The following is a 21,250-nucleotide window of genomic DNA, read 5'->3' as shown; positions in this document are numbered from 1 at the left end:
AAGACTACTAGTCAGTAGACGTGCCCTGCTGACCGGGCAGCAGACCGCGTTCCTGCCTGCGCTTCACCTCGGCTCGCAGGTAGGCGATCAGCAGCCAGACCGCCGCGAAGACCAGACCGATGAACCCGACGGCGGCGTGCACCGCCCACCCCGCGATCAACACCGCCTGCATGGCCAGGTTCACCCACAGCGCCCACGGCCTGCCCTGCACGCCGGCGAGGAGCAGCAGCACGACCGCGAAGCCGATGAGGAATCCGCCGGTGCCCAGCGTCAGCCCGCCGTGGGAGGCCGACACCACCGGCAACGCCAGCAGGACGACGATGACCTCGAGGATCAGCGTGCCCGCCATGACGCCGCGGAAACTCTTCCACGGGTCCGGCGGTGCCGGTCGGTCGTCCTGCGGGGGTGGTGTGGTGGTCACTCGGGGTCCCTTCCGAACAGCGTGCGGGCGACTCCGGCGGTGACGACCGAACCCGTGATGACGATCCCGACGCCGGAGAACCCCGCCGGAGAGTCGACGTCGTTGCCCTCCGCCTCGACCAGCGCCGTGGCGGTTTCGATGGCGTCGGGCAGCGTCGACGCGACGATGACCCGCTCCGGCCCGAACCGCTCCTCGGCACGCAGCGCCAACCCCTGCACGTCCATCGCCCGCGGTGAGCCGTTGTGCGTGACGACGACCTGATCGAACACGGGCTCGAGCGCGGCGAGGATGCCGTCGACGTCCTTGTCCCCCATCACCGACACGACGCCGACCAGGAAGCGGAAGTCGAACTCCTCGGCCAGCGCCTCGGCCAGCGCGGTCGCGCCGGCGGGGTTGTGTGCGGCGTCGACGAAAACCGTTGGTGCGCTGCGCAACCGCTCGAGACGGCCCGGCGAGGTGACGGCGGCGAACCCCGCTCGCACCGCGTCGATGTCCAGCTGTTGCGAGGCACCCGCGCCGAAGAACGCCTCAACCGCCGCCAGCGCCACGACCGCGTTGTGCGCCTGGTGCGCGCCGTGCAACGGCAGGAACACCTCCGGGTACACACCGCCGAGGCCCTGCAGTTCCAGCAGCTGTCCGCCGATGGCCACCTGCCTGCTCAGCACCGCGAACTCCGAATCCTCGCGCGCGACAGCGGCGTCGGCGCGCACCGTCTCGGCGAGTAGCACCTCCATCGCCTCGGGCACCTGGCGCGCGATCACCGCCACGGTGTCGGTCGGGACGAGACCGTCCGGAGCGCGCTTGATGACACCCGCCTTCTCCGCGGCGATCTCGGCGATGTGCTCACCGAGGTAGTCTGTGTGGTCGAGGCCGATCGGGGTGATCACGGCGACCGGGGCGTCGACGACGTTGGTGGCGTCCCACCGTCCGCCCATGCCGACTTCGACCACCGCGACGTCCACGGGTGCGTCGGCGAACGCCGCGAAGGCCATTCCCGTGACGACTTCGAACTTGCTCATCTTCGGGCCGCCCGCCGCCTCGGACTGCGCGTCGACGAGTTCGACGAACGGTTCGATCTCCCGGTACGTCTCCACGTACCGCGCCGGGCTGATCGGCTCGCCGTCGATCGAGATGCGCTCGACCGCCGACTGCAGGTGCGGGCTGGTGGTTCGCCCCGTTCTGCGGTGCAGCGCGGTCAGCAGAGCGTCGATCATCCGGGTCACCGACGTCTTACCGTTGGTTCCCGCGACGTGGATGCTCGGATAGCTGCGCTGCGGGGAGCCCAGCAACTCCATCAGCGCGCTGATGCGAGCCGTGCTCGGCTCGAGTTTCGTTTCCGGCCAACGCTGGTCGAGCAGATGCTCGACTTGCAGCAACGCGGCGACCTCGTCGGGCGACGGCTGCGTCATGCGAGGTCGGCGAGCCGCGCGGTGATCCGCTCGACCTCTTCGCGCGCGATCTGCTGACGGGTGCGGATCTTGTCGACAACGGCGTCCGGCGCCTTGGCGAGGAACTCGGCGTTGCCCAGCTTGCCCGCGGTCTGCGCGAGCTCCTTCTCGGCGGCCGCCAGATCCTTTTCCAGCCTGCGCCGCTCGGCGGCGACGTCGACCGTGCCCGACGTGTCGAGTTCCACGACGACGGTTCCGCGGGACAGGCGAACCTCGACGGACGCCGACGGGGCGAACCCTTCGGCGGGCTCGGTGAGCCACGCCAGCGCCGCGACGGCGGGTACCTGCGACGCCAGATCCGCCGCCTCGACGCCGACCAGCCTGGCGGGCACCCGCTGGCGGTCGTTGAGACCCTGATCGCTGCGGAAGCGGCGCACCTCGGTGACGAGCTTTTGCATGTCGGTGATGCGTTGCGCGGCAACGGCATCCAGTGCGATGCCGGAGGGCTGCGGCCATTCGGCGACGACGACGGACTCGCCGCCGGTCACCTTCTTCCACAGCGTCTCGGTGACGAACGGCATGACGGGATGCAGCAGCCGGAGCAACGCGTCGAGCACGAACGCCAGGACCGCCGTCGTGTGAGCGGCATCGGCGCCACCCAGCTGCACCTTGGCCAACTCGAGGTACCAGTCGCAGAACTCGTCCCAGGCGAAGTGGTACAGCGCCTCGCAGGCCCGACTGAACTCGTAGTCGTCGAGGGCCGAATCCACTTCGGCGCGAACCTCTTCGAGGCGGCCCAGAATCCAGCGGTCGGCGTCGGTCAGCTCACCGGTACGGAAGTGCGCCGACAGTATCTTCTGCTCTTCGCCGGGGCTCATCGCCGCGCCGTTCATCAACGCGAACCTGGTGGCGTTGAACAGCTTGGTGGCGAAGTTTCGCGACGCGCGAGCGGCGTCGTCGCCGATGGAGAGGTCACCACCAGGGCTGGCGCCGCGGGCCAGGGTGAAGCGCAGCGCGTCGGCACCGAACTGCTCGACCCAGTCCAGCGGATCGATGCCGTTGCCCTTCGACTTGCTCATCTTGCGGCCGAACTCGTCGCGAATGAGGCCGTGCAGGAACACGTTCTCGAACGGCACCTGGGCCCCGCGGGTACCGCCGAGCGTGATGACGTCGTCGCCTCCGACGAAGGTGCCGAACATCATCATCCGCGCCACCCAGAAGAACAGGATGTCGTATCCGGTCACCAGCACGGTGGTCGGATAGAACGTCTCGATCTCGGGCGTGCGGTCCGGCCAGCCCATCGTCGAGAACGGCCACAGCGCCGACGAGAACCACGTGTCGAGCACGTCGGGGTCCTGCTCCCAGCCCTCCGGCGGCGTCTCGTCGGGGCCGACGCAGACCTTCTCGCCGTTGGGGCCGTGCCAGATCGGGATGCGGTGTCCCCACCACAGCTGACGCGAGATACACCAGTCGTGCATGTCGTCGACCCAGCCGAACCAGCGCGGTTCGAGGCTCTTCGGGTGAATCACGGTGTCCCCGTTGCGCACCGCGTCGCCGGCGGCCGTGGCCAGGGACTCGACCTTCACCCACCACTGCAGCGACAGCATCGGCTCGATGGGCTCGCCGCTGCGCTCGGAGTGCCCGACGCTGTGCAGATACGGCCGCTTCTCCTCGATGACCCGGCCCTCGGCGGCCAGCGCCTTGCGGATGTTGACCCGTGCGTCGAAGCGATCCTGGCCGTCGAATTCCGTTCCGGTGCCGGTGATCCGGCCCTTGGTGTCGAGGATCGACGGCATCGGCAGGTTGTGCCGCAGGCCGATCTCGAAGTCGTTGGGATCGTGGGCGGGCGTCACCTTCACCGCGCCGGTGCCGAACTCGGGGTCGACGTGACCGTCGGCCACGATCACGATGTCGCGGTCGACGAACGGGTGCGGCAGCGTCGTGCCGACCAGGTGCCGGTAGCGGTCGTCGTCCGGGTGCACCGCGATCGCGGTGTCGCCGAGCATGGTCTCGACTCGGGTGGTGGCGACGACGAGGTGCGGCTCGTCGTCGTTCATCGAGCCGTACCGGAACGACACCAGCTCGCCCTCGACGTCCTCGTACTTCACCTCGAGGTCGGAGATCGCGGTCTCGAGCACGGGCGACCAGTTGACCAGCCGCTCCGCCTGATAGATCAGACCGGCGTCGTAGAGCCGCTTGAAGATGGTTCGCACGGCGCGGGACAGGCCGTCGTCCATCGTGAACCGGTCCCGGCTCCAGTCGACGCCGTCGCCGATCGCGCGCATCTGCCAGCCGATGGTCCCGCCGGACTCGCGCTTCCAGTCCCAGACCCTGTCGACGAACAGCTCGCGGCCGAAGTCCTCCTTGGTCTTGCCGTCGACGGCGAGCTGCTTCTCGACCACGCTCTGGGTGGCGATACCCGCGTGATCCATGCCGGGCAGCCACAGCACCTCGTACCCCTGCATGCGCTTGCGCCGCGTCAGCACGTCCATCAGCGTGTGGTCGAGCGCGTGGCCCATGTGCAGGCTGCCGGTCACGTTCGGCGGCGGCAGCACGATCGAGTACGGCGGCTTACCGCTCGTCGGGTCCGCGGTGAAGTAGCCGGCGTCGACCCAGCCCTGGTACAGCTCCGCCTCTACCGCGCCCGGGTCCCACGTCTTGGGCAGCTCGGCTGCCCCGTCCTGTTCTGCGGGCTTCGAGATGGCGGTCACCCGAACAGTCTAGGAACACCTGCCGAGCAGACGTAAAAGCCCCTCAATCGCGACGATTGAGGGGCGTTTACGTCTGCTCGCGAAACTACTTCTTGCCGCCCAGCAGCCCGCCGAGGATGTCGCCGAGGGCGCCGCCGCCCTGGCCGCCACCCAGCACGCTGCCGAGGATGCTGCCGAGCGGGTTGTTGTTGGCGCCTCCCCCGCCGCCCGCGCCGCCGAGGATGCTCCCGAGGATGTCGCCGAGGCCGCCGCCGGAGGCCTGCTGCTGAGGCTGCTCAGCGGGCGCCGCGTTGCCCTTGGTGAGCTGCTTGCCGATGTACGCCAGCACGATCGGCGCGAGGATCGGGAGCAGTTGCTTGAGCAGGCCGCTGTTGCCCGCTCCGCCACCGGCCAGCGCCGACGCCACCGAGTCGGTGTCGTTGCCGCCGAAGATCTTCGCGATCGCCTTCGAGCCGTCGGCCTCGTCGACCTGATCGACGCTCACGCCGCCGTCAAGTAGCCCGCTCGCCGCGTGGTTGTTCGCCGCGTTCTCGATGCTCGACGCGGCATCGCCGTCCTGTGCGTTCTGCTGAAGCCCACCGAGGAGCAGCGGGACCAGCGTCTGGACGGCGCTGTTCACCTCGCCCTCGTCGGCACCCAGCTTCTTCGCGATATCCGCTGTCGGGATCTGATTGAAAAGCTCGTTGAGATCAGCCATGAACCGCCCACCTTCGTTACCGGGATACTGCTTATCCGCGACAGCGACACTAGTCGCTGACATCACCGCTGACAGGCGTTCGGTCGGCCCCGTCAGTTGAGGCGCTCGGTCTCCAACGTGATTCCGGCAGCGGGGAATCGGGCGAGCAAAGCGTCGCCCATGGCGGCTGCGGGTGTCAGCACCCCGCGGAGGTCCGAGAGCACGTCGTCGTCGAAGGCGAGCGCCAGCCCGCATTCGCCGAGCAGCACGGACGTCGCCTTGTAGCCGGGGTCGCCCTGCTGGGCCATCGTCGTCCGATAGCGGGCACCCCTGGACGTCGAGGTGTACGTCTCGACGCGGTAGTGGCCCTTGTCGCGGGTCGCTTCGCTGGGCCCGGTGCCGGGCTTCGGCAGGACGCGCTCGATCAGCGTACGCGGGAGCTTGTCGAAGTACCGGCTGCCGAGCCCCAGCACCGCGGCGTTGACCGCGGTACTCACCGCCGCGGCGACGGGCGCGGCGAACGACGAGCCGACGCTCATGTTCTCCGAGTACCGGAAGGTGCGGCCGTACGCGTGGTCGAGCAGCGCGCTGCTGCGTCGCACGATGCGCGCGTTCGGCGCGCCCATCGCGAACGCCCCGGTCCAGATCCCGTCGAGCTCCGGTGCGATGTCGCGGCCACGCCGCCAAGGGGTGTCCGACTGGTGACCGAGCTCGGGCTCGGCGGCGCGGTCGGTGGTGAGCGTGTACGGATCGTTCATCTGACGCCTGGCCTCGGGGTCGGTCGAGGCGGTCTGCATGACCTCCAGCATCGACGCGAGCGTGCCGCCGCTCACACCGCCCGCGAAGGTCCGCAGCACCAGGTTGGTCTCGCCGAGCTCGCCGGTTCCGTCCTCGGTGGCTCGCTTGTAGAGCGCGTACACGGTGAGATCCGAAGGGATGGAGTCGAACCCGCACGAGTGCACGATGCGGGCTCCGGTGTCGACGGCCTGCTTGTGGTAGGTGTCGATGCTGTCGCGGATGAACATCGTCTCGCCGGTGAGGTCGGCGTAGTCGGTGCCCGCCGCGGCGCACGCGGCCACCAGCGGCAGACCGTACTTCGTGTAGGGCCCGACCGTGGTGACGACCACCCTGGTCCGCTTGGCCAGCTCGTCGAGCGTCGCGGGCGACGAGGAGTCGGCGGCGATCAGCGGCCACTCCGCCGCCGACGCCGGCAGCGCGTCGCGCACGGCACGCAGCTTGTCGACGGAGCGACCGGCCAGTGCGATGCGGGCAGGCCCGCCCTCGCAGACCGATGCCAGGTACTGCGCCGTCAGCTTGCCGACGAAACCGGTGGCGCCGAATAGGACGATGTCGAACTCACGCTGCTCTTCGGGCATGGGGTCAACCTACCGGTCGGTGGGCCGGGCCCGACCGTCAGCCGAGGGTCTCGGGCCACGCGACGTCGCGTCCCCGGACGTGCCGGTCGAGGAAGGCGATCACCACCTGGTACCAGAGCTTCGCGTGCTGTGGCGCGAGCACCCAGTGCCCCTCGGTCGGGAAGTAGAGGAAGCGGTGCGGGCTGGTGCCGTCGTCCGCGGCGGGCAGACCGGACTCCGCGAGCAGCTGATACCAGAGCCGCAGACCCTCGCCGATCGGCACCCGGTAGTCCTTGTCGCCGTGGATCACCAGCGTCGGAGTGCGGATCGACCCGACGTGGCGGTGCGGGGAGTTCCGTTCGGCCATCTCGGCCGTCATCTCCCTGGCCCACCAGTAGGCGCCGTCGGTCGTGCCGCCGAACTGGTCGAGCGCCCACAGGCTGGCATGCGTCACGATCGCGTCGAACCGGTCGGTCTGCCCCGCGATCCAGTTCGCCATGTAACCGCCGAACGACCCACCCATCACGGCGGTCCGCGAGCCGTCCACGCGGGGATGCGCGCACGCCGCGTCGGTGGCCGCCATCAGGTCGGTATAGGGCGCGGCGCCCCAGGCACCCCAGCCGCGCTGGATGAAGTCCTGCCCGTACCCCGTCGACAGCGCGGGATCGGGCATCAGCACGGCGTAGCCGCTCGCCACCAGCAGCCACGGGTTCCACCGCCAGTGCCAGGAGTTCCAGCTGTTGAGCGGGCCGCCGTGCACCCACAGCACGAGCGGCGCCGGCTGATCGGTCGCGGGCAGAGCCAGCCAGGATCTGATCGCGGCGCCGTCGTCCGCAGTCGCGGTCAGTTCGGTCAGTTCGCCTGGCAGGGGCGGACTCTCGACGGACGGTAGCACTGTGACGGTGCCGTCGCCGTCGATGCGAACGGGGTGCGGCGCCGCCGCGTACGACGACCGCACCGCGAACACGGCGCCACCGGGGGCGGCGCGCACATCGGTGTAGGTGAAGTCGTCGTCGGTCAGCCGTGTCACCGCCCCCGTCGCCGGGTCGGCTCGGAACACCGGCCCCCGGCCGTTGTCATCGGCGGTGACGAGCAGCGCAGTGCCGTCGTCGGTCCACGCCACGGAGGTGGGCCAGCGGTCCCAGTCGGGCGCGATCTCGCTGAAGTCCTCGCCGAATCGCATCCAGCACAGCGTGATTCGAGGCGCGGTGGCGGGAGTGGACGTCGTCTCGCGGAGGAACGCAACCGCGGTGCCGTCCGGCGAGACGGCGGGTGCGAACAGGTCGGCGCCGAGGTCGTCGGCGAGCACCGTGCGTTCCGCGGTCGCGACGTCGATGCGCACCAGGTGTGAGCGCAGCGCGGCACCCGGCGCCGGCACCTGCCACGACGCGACGGCGACCCTTCCGTCGCGGCTGAGGTCGACGTCGGCGTCGCGCAGCCCCTGTCCCGGCGCTGGTGTGACGTCCCGTACGCCCGCGACGTCGAGCAGGTGCGGCTGCGCCGGGCCGATGTCGTGGTCCCAGTGCCGCACCGGGTAACCCGCGTGCAGCACGGCCGACACCTTGCCGTCCTTGCGCAGCTTCCGCAGCCGCTCGTCGTCCGCCACGTCGACGGCCGACGGCAGCAGCGCCGCGGTGACGAGGGTGACGGCGGCCGCGCCCGCCGTCAGCACCTTGTCGACACCGCCGGCGAGGGCGAGCACCTCGACCGCTTCGCCGCCGGCCGCGGGCAACCGCCACAGCGCCGGCTTCGCGTCGTCACCGTCCTCGGCACCCGGCCGCGTCGCGATGAACAGCAGGTCCCCGTCGGCGGTGAACGTCGGCGCCGACTCCCCCTTCGCGCCCCGCGTGAGCCGACGCGCCGGGCGGTGCCCGTCCGGATCGAGCTCCCACAGCGCCGACACGAACTCGGTCCGCTTCTCGTTGAGTTCGGCGACCGAGGTCACCACGCGCGTGCCGTCGCGTGATACCGCGAGCCCGCTGACGCGAGGCAGCGCGAGATAGGAGTCGAGATCGTCGAATGGGTTGGCGGACATGACCGGACGGTACCGGGGCTCGCGAGTCCGACGAGGTTCACCCCGAATTAACGCGTGGTGACGAGAGGTTCACATGTTCACAGTTAGCGTCAAGGCTTCCCACACCACACTCTAAGGCGGAGGTCCCGTGACACCGGAGGTCGAGGATGCCATCGCGACGATGGCGGCGGTCAACAACGAGTTCTTCTACTGGATGTCCATCGCACTGATGATGCTCATCCACGCCGGCTTCCTGGCCTACGAGGTCGGTGCCTCGCGGTCGAAGAACGTGCTCGCGACGGCGATGAAGAACCTGCTGGCGTTCGCAACCATCGTCGCGTCGTTCTACTTCGTCGGCTGGTTCCTCTACAACGCGATGCCGAGCGGCTTCATCGAATTCAGCGACGCGGCCAGGGCGGCGCTCCCGTGGAGCGACAACATGGGACCGAACGTTCAGGATCCGGCCAGCGGCATCTTCTGGGGCGCCTTCGCCCTGTTCGCCGCGACGACCGGATCGATCATGTCCGGTGCCGTCCTCGAGCGGATCCGCACCAGCGGATTCCTGGTGCTCACCGTGCTGGTCGGCTCGGTTACGTGGATCATCGGCGCGGCGTGGGGCTGGCACGGCGCCGGGTGGATGCTGACGAAGCTCGGCTTCCACGACGTGGGCGCCGCCGGCTGCGTCCACATGATCGCCGGCTTCGCAACGCTGGGCATCCTTATCAACCTCGGCCCGCGTATCGGCCGGTTCCGCGCCGACGGTACCGCGGTCACCATCCGCCCGCACAACCTCCCGCTCACCATGCTCGGCCTGATGTTGATCTTCACGGGCTTCTTCGGCTTCCTGATGGGCTGCGTCATCTACGCGGGAGACGGGTTCGCCACGATCTACGCCAGCCCGACGACGTTGTCCGCCTTCGCCTTCAACACGCTCATGGGACTCGCGGGCGGCATCATCGGCGCCTACGTGACGTCGAAGGGTGAACCGTTCTGGACCATCTCGGGCGGCCTGGCCGGTGTGATCGGCGTGGCCTCCGGCATGGATCTGTATCACCCGGCGCTGGGCTTCGTCATCGCGCTCGGCGCAGGCGCGCTGATCCCGTACATCGGCAGGCTGCTGGAGAAGTTCAAGATCGACGACGTGGTGGGCGCGGTCTCCGTACACGGCGGCATCGGCCTCTACTCGGTCGTCATGGCGGGGATCTTCCTATGGGGCTACCCCAACACCGACGGCAATCCGTCGATCTCGTTGTGGGGCCAGCTGATCGGCGCCGCGGTGTTCGCGGCACTCGGGTTCTTCCCCACGTATGTGGCCTCGTTGGGCTTGAAGAAGGTCGGCTTGCTGAGGATTCCGCCGGAGGTCGAGGAACAGGGCCTGGACCTGTCGGAGGTGCCCGCAACGCCGTACCCGGAGGGCATCCCCGTGACCGCGATGCGGGTCACGGGAGGCGTCGCCGTGATCGAGGAGGGCAAGTAGATGTTCAGTCCCATAGACAGTTACGACGACGCCGGGGTCGTGTTCACCTTCGGCGGCAACTCGTTCGGCGTGTGGTTCTTCTTCATCCTGGCGGTGCTGTTGTTCATCGGGTTCTTCGTCCGCATGGTGCAGCACGAGAACAAGGCCTACCAGGCGATCATCGATCATCAGCCGGTCGAGAAGGGCCCCGCGGCCGAGGGCGAACCCCCCGTCTACTGAGTGCGCAGCCACGTCACGACGCGGTCCCGGTACGGGGCCAGGCCCTTGTACTCGGCGACGTCGTCGGGCAGTTCAGCCAGCACGGCCGCCGTGCGGAGTCGCCACGGCTCCACCCGCGCGATATCGGCGAGCGGCAGCATGTACGTGCGGATCAGAAAGCAGATGGCACCGGACTCGGGCAGTCGGATGAGGTGCTGCACCTCGACGCGCAGGTGCACCAGCCGTCCAAACGTCTCGTCGTCGGCCGACGCGATCGCGTCCCGCTCGGGAAGCCAGTCGGGGAGGGTCTCAGTCGACACGTCGAGCCGTCGGCCTATCGTCATCGACCAGTTGGTCCGCCGGTAGGTCTCACCCGCTTGTAGCCGCATCAGGAACTCTCGGGCTCTGCCGATCACGCCGGTTTCCCTCAGCCGCGGCACCGGTCCGTGAATCTCCAAAAAGGTCATGCCGAGGTCGAAACCGAACGACCACCCCGCTGCGAACGTGACGACGCCCGCATCGGCGAACAGGTCGCCGTCGCGCTGATCCAGCAGCACGATGTCGTCCTGCACCTGTCCCGCGATGAAGGCCAGCGGCTCTGCGGGCAGCGTGGATTCGTCACCCATCACGAAGTCGACATCGATGCCCAACAACTCGTTTCGCCAGTGGAACCCGTCGCCGTCGCCGGTCAAGGACATCGCGGACGGGCACGCGAGAGCGAGTTCGCGCATCAGCACCAGCATGGTGTCCCAACACGCGACCCGCATGTGCGGCAGCACCGCGTAGCGGCCGGGATCGGCGGTGAGGATGCGTTGACGCTCAGCGAGTTCCGACATGTACTCATCGTCGACGTCGAGCACTCGGCCGCCCCACGTTCCCACGGGAGTGGCAACCTCCGCACCTGCGGGCCCGATGTTCGTCGCGTATCGATAGGTGTCCGCGACGAAGGGAAAGGGGAAGTGCGCGACAAGGTCCGTTTCCGTCACGGCACCATCTCCGCCGCACGCTCGACAGCCAACTCCAGCCGACCCGCGGCCCTCGAAACACAGCACATCAGCGAGTCCCCTGCGTCCCTGTCATCCTGCGTCAGGTAGAGGTCGCGATGCAGGATCTCACCGCCCGACACCCGGATCCGGCACTCGCCGCAGACGCCCTGACGGCACAGGTTGGGGATCACGTGCCCGCGGGATTCAAGCGCGTCCAGCAGCGACTGACCCGCGGCAACGACGAACGCGTCGTCGCCGAGGCGAACCTCGAAGGGATCACCGGGACCCATCGCGTCGACACCGAAGCGCTCGAGGTGGATACGACTCGGCGGCCAACCCGTCTCGGCGGCCGCAGCCACCACGCCGTCCATGAAGCCCGACGGACCGCAGACGTACAGGTGCGTTCCGAACGGCTGGCTGGTCAGCACCAGGTTGATTCGACGCATGAATTCGATTCTGCCGGTGAAGATCTCCACATCGTCGACGAGCGCCGCCACGTCGGCGAGGTGTGCGGCGCACCCCTCGCGGTGCACGTACATCAACCGGATCTCGCGACCCCAGCGGCGGGCGCTGCGGGCATGCGAAACCATGGGGGTGATACCGATTCCCGCGGCGATCAACAGATGGCGGGTCGCGCTGAGGACGGGCGCGAAGGCGCTTCTGGGTGGTCGAACCGTCATCGTGTCGCCGACCTTGACGGCGTGGTGTATCCAGCGCGATCCGCCTGCACCGTCGCGGCATTCGAGCACGGAGATCGAATAGGTTCGCGGGCTCGCCGAGTCGCCCGTCAGGGAGTACGCGTTCGCAGCGCCACCGCAGTCGACGACGACGTGGCTGCCCGGCGTGAAGGACGGCAACGCGCCCCCCGCCGGGTCGGCAAGTGTCAGCGAACGTACGCCTGGAACGGAATCGTCGATCGCCGTGACAACGAGCTCCAGCACAGTGGTCATGGCGCCTCGTCCGCCATGAAGCCGAGATGACAACCGATTCGACGCGACACGTGGTAGTAGACAAGGAGCTTTCGCCCACAACCCGAGCACGGAACCACCTGCTCGAGGTCAGCCTCGGCACGAGTGGTCGTGCCGCAGTGGGCACATCGCACGTCGCGCACGCCGACGTCGATGGTCGCCACGGTTAGTTCGTCGTCGTTCACGCCGCGGCGGACCGCGAGTGCGCGCGCCCGTAGACACGCATCTGCGGGGCCCGCGATCAGCAGGCGCCAGCCGACGACGGCAGTCGCGAGGTCGAGCTCGATGGCCGCACGTGCTTCGGCGTCGTCCCGCACCCGATGCGTGCGGATGGCCGCATCGGGCCGACTGGACCGCAGTTGCCCCGTCCACTCCCGCACCACGTCATCGGCATCGAACGACACGATGGTCCACGCCCGCCCGGACGTGTCGGCCGGTGGTCGCGTCCCCACGGTCGCCCACGGGGGAACGCTGGTCAGGTCGAGCGCTGGTCTCATAGGGCCTTTCGACTGCGTGCGGGAATCGCCGCTGGTGGACTCGATGGCTTTCATGAAACCACCTGTCGGTTTCACAGTTGTGAAAGCGGCGTCTCACCCGCTTGAACCAGTAAGTTTGAATATCAAACCAACCTGTGCCATCCTCGGTAGGTGACCACCGTGCCGCTCGCCGCCCTGCCCGGCCGGCCTTGCCCGATCGCCGCGGCACTCGACCTGGTGGGCGAACGGTGGGCACTTCTGGTCGTGCGCGAGATCGCACTCGGCGCCACGCGCTTCGGCGCCATCGTCAGAGGCACCGGTGCCCCGCGAGACCGCATCGCCGCTCGCCTCAAGGCACTCGAGATCGCGGGCGTCGTGACCCGCGTGCCGTACCAGAGCGCACCTCCGCGCGACGAGTACCACCTGACCGAGTCCGGCCGCGCGCTCCTACCCGTGCTCGACGCGTTGCTCACGTGGGGCCGCACACACGCCGTGGCCCCGGACGACCCGGACCGCCAAGTCCCCTATCGAACCTTCAGCGAACCCGAGGAGCGCCCGTGACCGCCGACCTGACCGAGCCCACCACCGACAAGGACTGGGGCGCGCCGCGCTCGAAAGTCGTCGAGTGGCACGACCCGGGACCGACCACCGCGCGCGGGTTGTCGATGGCCGGCCTCGACTACCTCAACGCCATGATCGTCGGCGAGCTGCCGCCACCGCCGATCTCCGGACTGATGGAGTTCGGACTGGTGTCGGCGGAACCCGGCAAGGTCGTCTTCACCTGCCGCCCAGACGAATCCGCGTACAACCCGATCGGTGCCGTCCACGGCGGACTGGTCTGCACCCTGCTCGACTCGGTGGCGGGATGCGCCATGCACAGCACCCTTCCGCAGGGCAAGGGATACACGTCGGTCGAGATTAAGGTCAGCTACCTCAAGGCGGTGCGGCTGAACAGCGGGCTGCTCACCGCGACCGGAACGGTGGTCAAAGCGGGCTCGCGCGTCGGGTTCACCGAGGGCGTGGTGACCGACGCCGGCGGTGCGGTGGTGGCCACCGCGTCCAGCACGCTGCTGGTGTTCGATCTCTGAGAAGCACGCTAGTTTCGTCGTGTGACTCACCGGATCGTGGTCGTCGGCGCGGGTATCGCGGGGCTGGCGACCGCCGTCGGACTCCAGCGATCCGGTCATGACGTGACGATCGTCGAGGAACGTACCGACACGTCGTCGGGCGCCGGAATCAGCATCTGGCCCAACGCACTGGCCGCCCTCGACGCGCTCGGACTCGGCGACGCCGTCCGCGCCTCGGGTGGCCGGGTGACCGCGGGGGCCATGCGCTGGCAGGACGGAGCGTGGTTGCGCAGACCCGCACCGGAGCGAATCGTGACAGCGCTCGGTGAGCCTCTCGTCGTCGTACGCCGCGCGACGCTGATGGGGATCCTCGCCGATGCGTTGCAGCCCGGCACGGTCGAATCGGGTTTGGCCGCAAGCGATCTGGCGGTGACGGGCACCGGTGTGCGGATCACGCTGACCGACGGTTCCACCCGCGATGCCGATGCCGTCGTCGGTGCCGACGGTGTCGGGTCCGTCGTCGCCCGCCACCTGAACGGCCCACTGCGCCGCCACTACGCCGGTTACACCGCCTGGCGCGGCGTCGCGGCACACGCGCTGGATCCCGACCTGTCCGGCGAAACCATGGGCAGCGGTACCGAGTTCGGCCACGTTCGGCTCGGACCGGACCACACCTACTGGTTCGCCACCGAACGCGGGCCGGAGGGCCGGACCTCACCCGAAGGTGAACTGGCCTACCTGCGGTCGAAGTACGGCGGCTGGGCCGACCCGGTGCCCGCCGTCCTCGCCTCGACCGATCCTGCCGACGTGCTTCGCAACGATCTCTACGACCGCGACGAGGCGCGCGTGTGGTCGCGCGGCCCCGTCGTGCTGACGGGCGACGCCGCCCACCCGATGCGGCCGCATCTCGGGCAGGGCGGCTGCCAGGGCATCGAGGACGCCGCAACGCTGGCGCACTGTCTCGACCGCATCGCCGACCCCGCAACCGCGTTCGCCCGGTTCGTCGCGGCGCGCAAACCGCGCACGCGCGCACTGGCGCGGGAGTCGAAGCTCATCGGTCAACTGGTCAACGTCCGCCCCGCGGTGCTGGGCGCGCTCGCGATACGGGCGTCGAGCCTCGTCCCCGAGGCCGTCCTCGTTCGACATCTGGCGTCCGTAGCCGCGGCGTCGGCCTTCGTCCTGCCCGACGTCACGTGACCCTCTCACTCGGTCCGCTGATCGTCGCCGCTGCAGATCCGGCTGCGGTGGAACGGTTCTGGCGTACGGCGCTGGGGCCGGATGCGTTTCGCGACCGCTTGCGAATCCGGCAGGACCGCGAGCCCAAGGTCGTCAAGAACCGCGTTCACCCGGACCTGTACGTCAACGAGATCGCACCCCTACTGGCTCTCGGGGCGACGGTACTCGCGGAGTATCCCGAGTGGACCACGCTCGCCGACGTCGAGGGCAACGAGTTCTGCGCGTTCCCGAGCGCCACCGACATCGACTCACCGGCACGGCTCTTCGCGGTGTGCACCGACAGCGATCGGCCCGAGGAACTGGCGTCGTGGTGGGCCGAGCGGGTGGGTGGGAATCTGCGGGCGGGACCGGATGGCACGCTGCGCTGGCTCTACGACACCGCGGGGTGGGATGGCGTGGTGTGGAAGTTCGTGAGGAACTCCGACGAGCGAGTGGCCCCGAACCGATGGCGATGGAGCGTGCTGGGTGCCGGGTTCGTCGACCCTCAGGGCAATGAGGTCAGCGCGGCGCGGTGAGGCTCGTCAGCGGGGATAGAAACGCCGAGCACATCTGCCGCGGGTTGATGAAGCCGAGCAGGCCGCGGGTCGGCATCGCGCCGCAGCCGGTGCCACCAGCGGAGGACGGGGCCGACGGGGTGGTCCACACGGCGGGCGAGCCCGCCATCGCGCCGCACTTCGGCCACGCCTTGATGCCCTGCGTCTGCAGCACGTTCTCCGCGACGCGAATCTGCTCTTCGCGGGATGCCGTCGACGGCGATCCGAAGCCGCCGTTCGAGGACCAGGTGGCCGGCTTGAACTGCAGGCCGCCGTAATGACCGTTGCCGGTGTTGGCGGCCCAGTTGCCACCCGATTCGCACTGTGCGACGGCGTCCCAGTTCAGTGAGTCGGCCTGCGCGGGCGCGGCGGCGAACAACGTGGACAGCCCGAGCGCGACGACGGCGAATGCGCCGGTCACCGCGATGATCTTGGCGGTCCTGCTGATGATGCGACGAACGGTCATCTCTACGGTCCTTCCCCGACCTTGACAAGAGGACCGCGACCCGGCGTGTCGTGCGCTGCCTGACGCGGTCGTGTGCTATGTCGTGTGATCGACCTCACCCGTTACAGGAGTGGTAAACGTTCTTTATCGGGGCGTGATGGAAAGCAGAGGTGCACGAGGTAGTTGGGGCGAGCGGAAACGCCGAAGGCGGCACCGGGCGCATTGCCCGGCACCGCCTTCGATGAGTCGTGTTACGCGTTACCCACGCTGACCGCACACCGGCCATGCGCCGATGCCCTGCGACTTCAGAACGTTGTTCGCAACGCGGATCTGCTCTTCCTTGCTCGCCGTGTGCGGCGAACCGGCACCGCCGTTGGACTTCCAGGTGCCCATGGCGAACTGCAGGCCGCCGTAGTAGCCGTTTCCGGTGTTGATGGACCAGTTGCCGCCCGACTCGCAGGCCGCGACCGCATCCCAGTTCACACCGTCCGCATTCGCAGTACCGGCACCAAGCGCCATCGGGGCAATCGCGAGGGCCCCGGCGATGGTGGCCAGACCGAACGTCTTGCGGATGTTCTTCAACTTCTATCCTTTCGCCAAGCGCGCGTGAACAACGCCCCGCGGGGGAACGCGGGACGGGCATGCCTGCCAGGCAGGCGGAGGAGTTCGAGTCGTGCCTTCTCGGTCGGGCACGACAGCGGGAGGCGGGGAATCGCCTCACCGGGCGAGACGCCCGGCAGCCTCGCGGACTCGGAGGCGATGCCTCAGGCCGACGGCGGCTCCACTCACACGCAGGTTCGTGGGTTTTGAATTATTTGCTCCATGTGGAGACCCTGAGGACCGTACAAATCTTTCTAAGCAAAGTCATATTCAGCGATCCGCGTGTCGCAGCCAGATAACGGTTGGATCACGATGGGTGGGTTCGGGCATTCCCGCTGGTCATCAAGATCTTTGACAGCGGCGCCGATTGCGCAGTTCGGCGCGTCGCCGTGACTCATGTCACGACGTTATTGTGAACTGGCGCACAATCGGAACGTCACATGCGCCCCACTGACCACTGAAATCAGCTGCAGCACAACTATTACTCCGACAACGAAGCCCTGGCGATCGCCAGGCGAGTTCGCTGTCCACTGTCCCGCAGTGCTTTTCGTGTGGGGCCACGACATCACTTGCAGTACAACTGTTTACGCAGCAGATCTACCCAACCATGTTGCAAGAAGCTCTTTTCCGCTGCCGCCACGGCTCTCGACGACGCTAGCCCACCATTCAGAACTTTCCACCGCAAACACCGACGCGTCAACGATTGCGGCAGAATCGATCCGCGGTCGCACGCAGACTGGAGGCGTTGCGTGACAACGTGTTCCGATTCGCAACGAACTGGGCACCGTAGTGGGCTGCACCGAATTATGACGGTAACATCACACCGCATTAGCGGTGCTAGCGCTTAATTAGCCCATCGAGATACAAATTCGGAGAAATCACCGACACAATTGACCATTTGCCACGGCAGGTCAGACGAAATCGGCCGCCGTGTTCACGTTGATCAGCGACCGCTGCTCGGGCAGCACCACCCGCTGGGTGTCGACCGCAGTGACGAGCGAGCGCATGCTGCGCTCCCCCGCGGCCACGAGTTCGTCGGCACGGGCCGCGAGCGAGGTTCGGTAGACGCCGGCAAGGTAGTGATCACGGCCGTCCCAAGGCAGCACCACGTCGGCACCGAGACGGACGGCCGGACCGACGAGCTCGTCGAGGAGATCCGCCTCGAGGTACGGCATGTCGACCGCGCAGAGGAACGCGAGTTCCCGGCCGGCATCGGCGGCGGCGCGCAGGCCGCGAGCCGTCGCGAGGAGCGGGCCGACTCCGCGCGCCTCATCGCGCAGCACGACGGCGTCGAGGTCGGGCAGCGGCTGGCCGGGCGCGGCGACCACGAACACCGGATCGCACCGCTGTCGAAGCGTGCTGACGGCCTGCTCGACCAGCGTCGTTTCACCGCCGGGCCCGGAGAACGGCATGGTCGCCTTGTCGCGGCCCATGCGCCGAGAGGCCCCACCCGCCAACACGATCGCGGCGAGCGGGGGCGTCAGGTCATCTCGAGAACTACTCGACGGTCCAGGTGTCTTTCCCACGCAGCAAGGATTGCAGAGCCGCGGTGTCGTGGGGCTTGGAATCCCGAGCCGAACTCACCTGATCTCGTGCCATCTCGTCGTACGTGGGCCGATTAACCTGACGGAAGATGCCCATCACGGTGTGCGCGAGGTTCTGCTCGCTCAGCCGCGACAGCGCGAACGCGTATGCGGGGTCGTCGACCTGTGCGTTGTGCACGACGATCTCGTCGGCGGCGACGTCGCCGGTCTTGGCGACCTCGAGCCCGTAGCCGGACTTCACCACGCAGTACTCGCCCTCGGCGCCGAACGTGATCGGCTGGCCGTGCGTCACGCCGATGAGGCGCTCCTCGGCCCCCTCCTTGCGGAGCGCATCGAAGGAGCCGTCGTTGAAGATCGGGCAGTCCTGCAGGATCTCGACGAGGGCTGCACCGCGGTGCTGGGCCGCGGCGCGGAGCACCTCGGTCAGGCCCTTGCGGTCGGAGTCCAGCGCGCGGCCGACGAACGTCGCTTCGGCGCCCAACGCCAGCGACACCGGGTTGAACGGGTAGTCCAGCGAGCCCATCGGCGTCGACTTGGTGACCTTGCCGGTCTCGGACGTCGGCGAGTACTGACCCTTGGTGAGGCCGTAGATCCGGTTGTTGAACAGCAGGATCGTCAGGTTGACGTTGCGTCGCAGCGCGTGGATCAGGTGGTTGCCGCCGATCGACAGTGCGTCGCCGTCACCGGTCACCACCCAGACCGAGAGGTCCTCGCGGGCCAGGGCGAGCCCGGTCGCGATCGTCGGCGCGCGGCCGTGGATCGAGTGCACACCGTAGGTCTCGAGGTAGTACGGAAAGCGGCTCGAGCAACCGATACCACTGACGAACACCATGTTCTCGCGCTTCAACCCCAGTTCGGGCAGGAAGTTGCGGATGGTGTTGAGGATGACGTAGTCACCGCAGCCGGGGCACCAGCGCACCTCCTGGTCCGAGGTGAAGTCTTTGGCCTTCTGCGGCTCGTCGGTGGTGGGCACCGAGCTCGTCTTCGTCAGGCCGGCGTCCGTCAGCCCGAGATCGGCTCCGATGAGGTCAGTCATGCTTTCACTCCCACGCCAGTGTCGATCGCGGCTGCGGCCAGCCGCGCGAATTTGGCCTTGTCAGTTTCCTTCTCGGCGAGCGTTCCGTCCAGCGCGGCGTCGATGATTCCCTCGACCTCGTCGGCGAGGAACGCCATGCCCTCGATCTTGGTCACCGACTGGACGTCGACCAGGTACTTGGCGCGCAGCAGCAGCGCCAGCTGGCCGAGGTTCATCTCCGGCAGCACGACCTTCGGGTAGCGCTTGAGCACCTCACCGAGGTTGGCGGGGAACGGGTTCAGGTAACGGATGTGCGCGTGGGCGACCTTGATGCCCTTGCGCCGCGCGCGCCTGCACGCCTCGCCGATGGGGCCGTAGGAGCTGCCCCAGCCCAGCAGCAGCAGTTCGGCTTCCCCGCTCGGATCGTCGACCTCGATGTCGGGCACCGTGATGCCGTCGACCTTCGCCTGCCGGAGACGCACCATCAGGTCGTGGTTCGCCGGCTCGTAGGAGATGTTGCCTGACCCGTTGGCCTTCTCCAAGCCACCGATGCGGTGCTCGAGACCCTTCGTGCCGGGGACCGCGAACTGGCGGGCCAGCGTCTCGGGATCGCGGGCGTAGGGCTCGAAGGGCTCGTCCGGCTTCGCGAAGGTGTGGTCGATCGGCTCGTACGAGGCGATGTCGGGGATGCGCCACGGCTCGGAACCGTTGGCGATCGCGCCGTCGGACAGCAGGATCACCGGCGTGCGGTAGGTCAGCGCGATGCGCGCGGCCTCGACGGCGATGTCGAAGCAGTCCGATGGCGTTGCGGGCGCGAGCACCGCGACCGGCGACTCGCCGTTGCGGCCGTAGAGGACCTGCAGGAGGTCCGACTGCTCGGTCTTGGTGGGCAGCCCGGTGGACGGTCCGCCGCGCTGCACGTCGACGACGACGAGCGGCAGTTCCATGATCACTCCGAGGCCGATCGCCTCCGACTTCAGCGCGATACCCGGCCCCGAGGTGCTGGTGATGCCCAGCGCGCCGCCGTAGGAGGCGCCGAGCGCCGCGCCGATGCCGGCGATCTCGTCCTCGGCCTGGAAGGTCAGCACGTTGAAGTGCTTGTACTTGGAGAGCTCGTGCAGGATGTCCGACGCGGGGGTGATCGGGTAGGTGCCGAGCACCACCTGGGTGTCGGCGAGTTGACCGGCGGCCACCAGGCCGTAGGCCAGCGCGGTGTTGCCCGAGATCTGCCGGTACTCGCCGGACTTCAGCTTGGCGGGTGCCACCTCGTAGGTGACGGCGAACGCCTCGGTGGTCTCGCCGTAGTTCCAGCCCGCCTTGAGCGCGAGCACGTTGGCCTCGGCCACCTCGGGCTTGCGCGCGAACTTCTCGCGGATGAAGACCTCGCTGGCCTCGAGTTCGCGGCCGTACATCCAGGACAGCAGCCCGAGGGCGAACATGTTCTTGGCGCGCTGGCCGTCCTTCTTGGTCGCGCCGATGGGCTCGACGGCGCCCAGCGTGAGGGTCGTCATCGCGACGGCCTGCACGACGTAGTCCGACAGCTCGTCGGTTTCGAGCGGATTGGCCTCGTACCCGACCTTGGCGAGGTTGCGCTTCGTGAACTCGTCGGAGTTGGCGATGATCAGCCCACCGTGGGGCAGGTCTGCCACGTTGGCCTTGAGCGCAGCGGGGTTCATCGCCACCAGCACGTCGGGCCGGTCGCCCGCGGTCAGGATGTCGTAGTCGGCGATCTGGATCTGGAACGACGAGACACCGGGCAGCGTGCCCTGTGGTGCACGGATCTCCGCGGGGTAATTCGGTTGCGTCGCAAGGTCGTTGCCGAACAGCGCGGCCTCGGAGGTGAACCGGTCACCCGTCAGCTGCATGCCGTCGCCGGAGTCTCCGGCGAACCGGATGACCACCTTCTCGAGCTTCTGCCGCGAGGCTGCGCCGTTCCCGGTCGCACTGCCGTTCGAAGCCACGCGCGCCCTGCCTTTCACGCTTGATTCGGATGGCCAACTCGCGTCGCGATCGCGGTAGCTGCCGCACGATGCGCCGCCGGGTTGACGTCACCCCGGTTTTTCTGTCACTGGCAGTACCGATTAAACCACTGGTCTTAGGCTGACCTTTGCGGGACTCGCCGGTTACCAGCAGGTAAAGA

General features: G+C 68.2%; 21 protein-coding genes. 6 read left to right on the top strand and 15 right to left on the bottom strand.

From position 1 onward, the window contains the following. Positions 1 to 7 precede the first annotated feature (7 nt). The 6 genes from NM203_RS15005 to NM203_RS14980 form a co-directional block, all read right to left on the bottom strand. Positions 8 to 349: a DUF4233 domain-containing protein gene (locus NM203_RS15005; RefSeq protein WP_255060864.1), complete on the bottom strand. Its 342-nt coding sequence runs from the start codon at positions 347 to 349 to the stop codon at positions 8 to 10. Positions 350 to 417: 68 nt separating this feature from the next. Further along, positions 418 to 1,830 (bottom strand): bifunctional tetrahydrofolate synthase/dihydrofolate synthase, encoded by a 1,413-nt coding sequence (gene folC, locus NM203_RS15000; protein WP_255060779.1) that lies wholly within the window; start codon positions 1,828 to 1,830, stop codon positions 418 to 420. Beyond that, a complete protein-coding gene (locus NM203_RS14995) occupies positions 1,827 to 4,520 on the bottom strand; it encodes a valine--tRNA ligase (RefSeq protein ID WP_255060778.1) in 2,694 nt (897 codons plus the stop codon). The genes folC and NM203_RS14995 overlap by 4 nt, the downstream gene beginning before the upstream one ends. 85 nt (positions 4,521 to 4,605) lie before the next feature. After that, positions 4,606 to 5,217, bottom strand: a complete 612-nt coding sequence (locus tag NM203_RS14990) for a DUF937 domain-containing protein (protein WP_255060777.1) — start codon at positions 5,215 to 5,217, stop codon at positions 4,606 to 4,608. A gap of 92 nt (positions 5,218 to 5,309) precedes the next feature. Further along, positions 5,310 to 6,572 (bottom strand): saccharopine dehydrogenase family protein, encoded by a 1,263-nt coding sequence (locus tag NM203_RS14985; RefSeq protein WP_255060776.1) that lies wholly within the window; start codon positions 6,570 to 6,572, stop codon positions 5,310 to 5,312. A gap of 37 nt (positions 6,573 to 6,609) precedes the next feature. Next, positions 6,610 to 8,586 (bottom strand): S9 family peptidase, encoded by a 1,977-nt coding sequence (locus tag NM203_RS14980; RefSeq protein WP_255060775.1) that lies wholly within the window; start codon positions 8,584 to 8,586, stop codon positions 6,610 to 6,612. Between the two features lie 127 nt (positions 8,587 to 8,713). Here NM203_RS14980 and NM203_RS14975 point away from each other — a divergent pair, with 127 nt between their 5' ends. Both NM203_RS14975 and NM203_RS14970 read left to right on the top strand, forming a co-directional pair. Beyond that, positions 8,714 to 10,042 carry an ammonium transporter gene (locus tag NM203_RS14975; protein ID WP_255060774.1) on the top strand — a complete coding sequence of 443 codons (1,329 nt, stop codon included), beginning with the start codon at positions 8,714 to 8,716 and terminating at the stop codon, positions 10,040 to 10,042. Continuing rightward, entirely contained in the window at positions 10,043 to 10,261 is a 219-nt protein-coding gene (locus NM203_RS14970; protein WP_255060773.1) for a hypothetical protein, read from the top strand. Here the strand turns inward: NM203_RS14970 and NM203_RS14965 are convergent. Genes NM203_RS14965 through NM203_RS14955 form a run of 3 tightly spaced genes read right to left on the bottom strand, consistent with a single transcriptional unit; the run spans position 10,255 to position 12,745 of the window. Further along, positions 10,255 to 11,226 (bottom strand): heme-dependent oxidative N-demethylase family protein, encoded by a 972-nt coding sequence (locus NM203_RS14965; RefSeq protein ID WP_255060772.1) that lies wholly within the window; start codon positions 11,224 to 11,226, stop codon positions 10,255 to 10,257. The genes NM203_RS14970 and NM203_RS14965 overlap by 7 nt on opposite strands. After that, positions 11,223 to 12,176 (bottom strand): PDR/VanB family oxidoreductase, encoded by a 954-nt coding sequence (locus NM203_RS14960; protein ID WP_255060771.1) that lies wholly within the window; start codon positions 12,174 to 12,176, stop codon positions 11,223 to 11,225. Before NM203_RS14960 ends, NM203_RS14965 begins: the two co-directional genes overlap by 4 nt. Further along, on the bottom strand, positions 12,173 to 12,745 hold the full coding sequence (locus NM203_RS14955) for a dimethylamine monooxygenase subunit DmmA family protein (protein WP_308212832.1): 573 nt from the start codon (positions 12,743 to 12,745) through the stop codon (positions 12,173 to 12,175). The genes NM203_RS14960 and NM203_RS14955 overlap by 4 nt, the downstream gene beginning before the upstream one ends. A 96-nt stretch (positions 12,746 to 12,841) precedes the next feature. Between NM203_RS14955 and NM203_RS14950 the strand changes: the two genes are divergently transcribed. From NM203_RS14950 to NM203_RS14935, 4 genes are read left to right on the top strand one after another with little or no spacing between them, the layout of a single operon-like run. Next, positions 12,842 to 13,231 carry a winged helix-turn-helix transcriptional regulator gene (locus NM203_RS14950; RefSeq protein ID WP_255060770.1) on the top strand — a complete coding sequence of 130 codons (390 nt, stop codon included), beginning with the start codon at positions 12,842 to 12,844 and terminating at the stop codon, positions 13,229 to 13,231. Continuing rightward, positions 13,228 to 13,758: a PaaI family thioesterase gene (locus tag NM203_RS14945; protein ID WP_255060769.1), complete on the top strand. Its 531-nt coding sequence runs from the start codon at positions 13,228 to 13,230 to the stop codon at positions 13,756 to 13,758. Before NM203_RS14950 ends, NM203_RS14945 begins: the two co-directional genes overlap by 4 nt. A 21-nt stretch (positions 13,759 to 13,779) precedes the next feature. Then, entirely contained in the window at positions 13,780 to 14,934 is a 1,155-nt protein-coding gene (locus tag NM203_RS14940; RefSeq protein WP_255060768.1) for an FAD-dependent oxidoreductase, read from the top strand. Beyond that, the gene (locus NM203_RS14935) at positions 14,931 to 15,488 is read left to right on the top strand and encodes a VOC family protein (RefSeq protein WP_255060767.1); all 558 of its coding nucleotides are present in this window, start codon (positions 14,931 to 14,933) and stop codon (positions 15,486 to 15,488) included. The genes NM203_RS14940 and NM203_RS14935 overlap by 4 nt, the downstream gene beginning before the upstream one ends. On the opposite strand, the gene NM203_RS14930 is transcribed toward NM203_RS14935, so the two are convergent. From NM203_RS14930 to NM203_RS14905, 6 genes are all read right to left on the bottom strand, one after another. Next, on the bottom strand, positions 15,472 to 15,972 hold the full coding sequence (locus NM203_RS14930) for a transglycosylase family protein (protein WP_255060766.1): 501 nt from the start codon (positions 15,970 to 15,972) through the stop codon (positions 15,472 to 15,474). The genes NM203_RS14935 and NM203_RS14930 overlap by 17 nt on opposite strands. A gap of 237 nt (positions 15,973 to 16,209) precedes the next feature. Beyond that, a complete protein-coding gene (locus NM203_RS14925) occupies positions 16,210 to 16,533 on the bottom strand; it encodes a transglycosylase family protein (RefSeq protein ID WP_303624613.1) in 324 nt (107 codons plus the stop codon). 272 nt (positions 16,534 to 16,805) lie between these two features. Next, the gene (locus NM203_RS14920) at positions 16,806 to 16,949 is read right to left on the bottom strand and encodes a hypothetical protein (protein WP_255060765.1); all 144 of its coding nucleotides are present in this window, start codon (positions 16,947 to 16,949) and stop codon (positions 16,806 to 16,808) included. Between the two features lie 513 nt (positions 16,950 to 17,462). Next, entirely contained in the window at positions 17,463 to 18,077 is a 615-nt protein-coding gene (gene mobA / locus NM203_RS14915; RefSeq protein WP_255060764.1) for a molybdenum cofactor guanylyltransferase, read from the bottom strand. After that, positions 18,049 to 19,131 carry a 2-oxoacid:ferredoxin oxidoreductase subunit beta gene (locus tag NM203_RS14910; protein ID WP_255060763.1) on the bottom strand — a complete coding sequence of 361 codons (1,083 nt, stop codon included), beginning with the start codon at positions 19,129 to 19,131 and terminating at the stop codon, positions 18,049 to 18,051. Before NM203_RS14910 ends, mobA begins: the two co-directional genes overlap by 29 nt. Next, positions 19,128 to 21,071, bottom strand: coding sequence for a 2-oxoacid:acceptor oxidoreductase subunit alpha (locus tag NM203_RS14905; RefSeq protein WP_255060762.1), 1,944 nt, complete (start codon positions 21,069 to 21,071; stop codon positions 19,128 to 19,130). The genes NM203_RS14910 and NM203_RS14905 overlap by 4 nt, the downstream gene beginning before the upstream one ends. Positions 21,072 to 21,250: the final 179 nt, after the last annotated feature.

Source organism: Mycolicibacterium arenosum, assembly GCF_024320865.1.
Lineage (GTDB): Bacteria > Actinomycetota > Actinomycetes > Mycobacteriales > Mycobacteriaceae > Mycobacterium > Mycobacterium arenosum.
The sequence above is the reverse complement of the archived record's forward strand: the minus strand, read 5'-3'. Positions and strand labels throughout refer to the sequence as shown.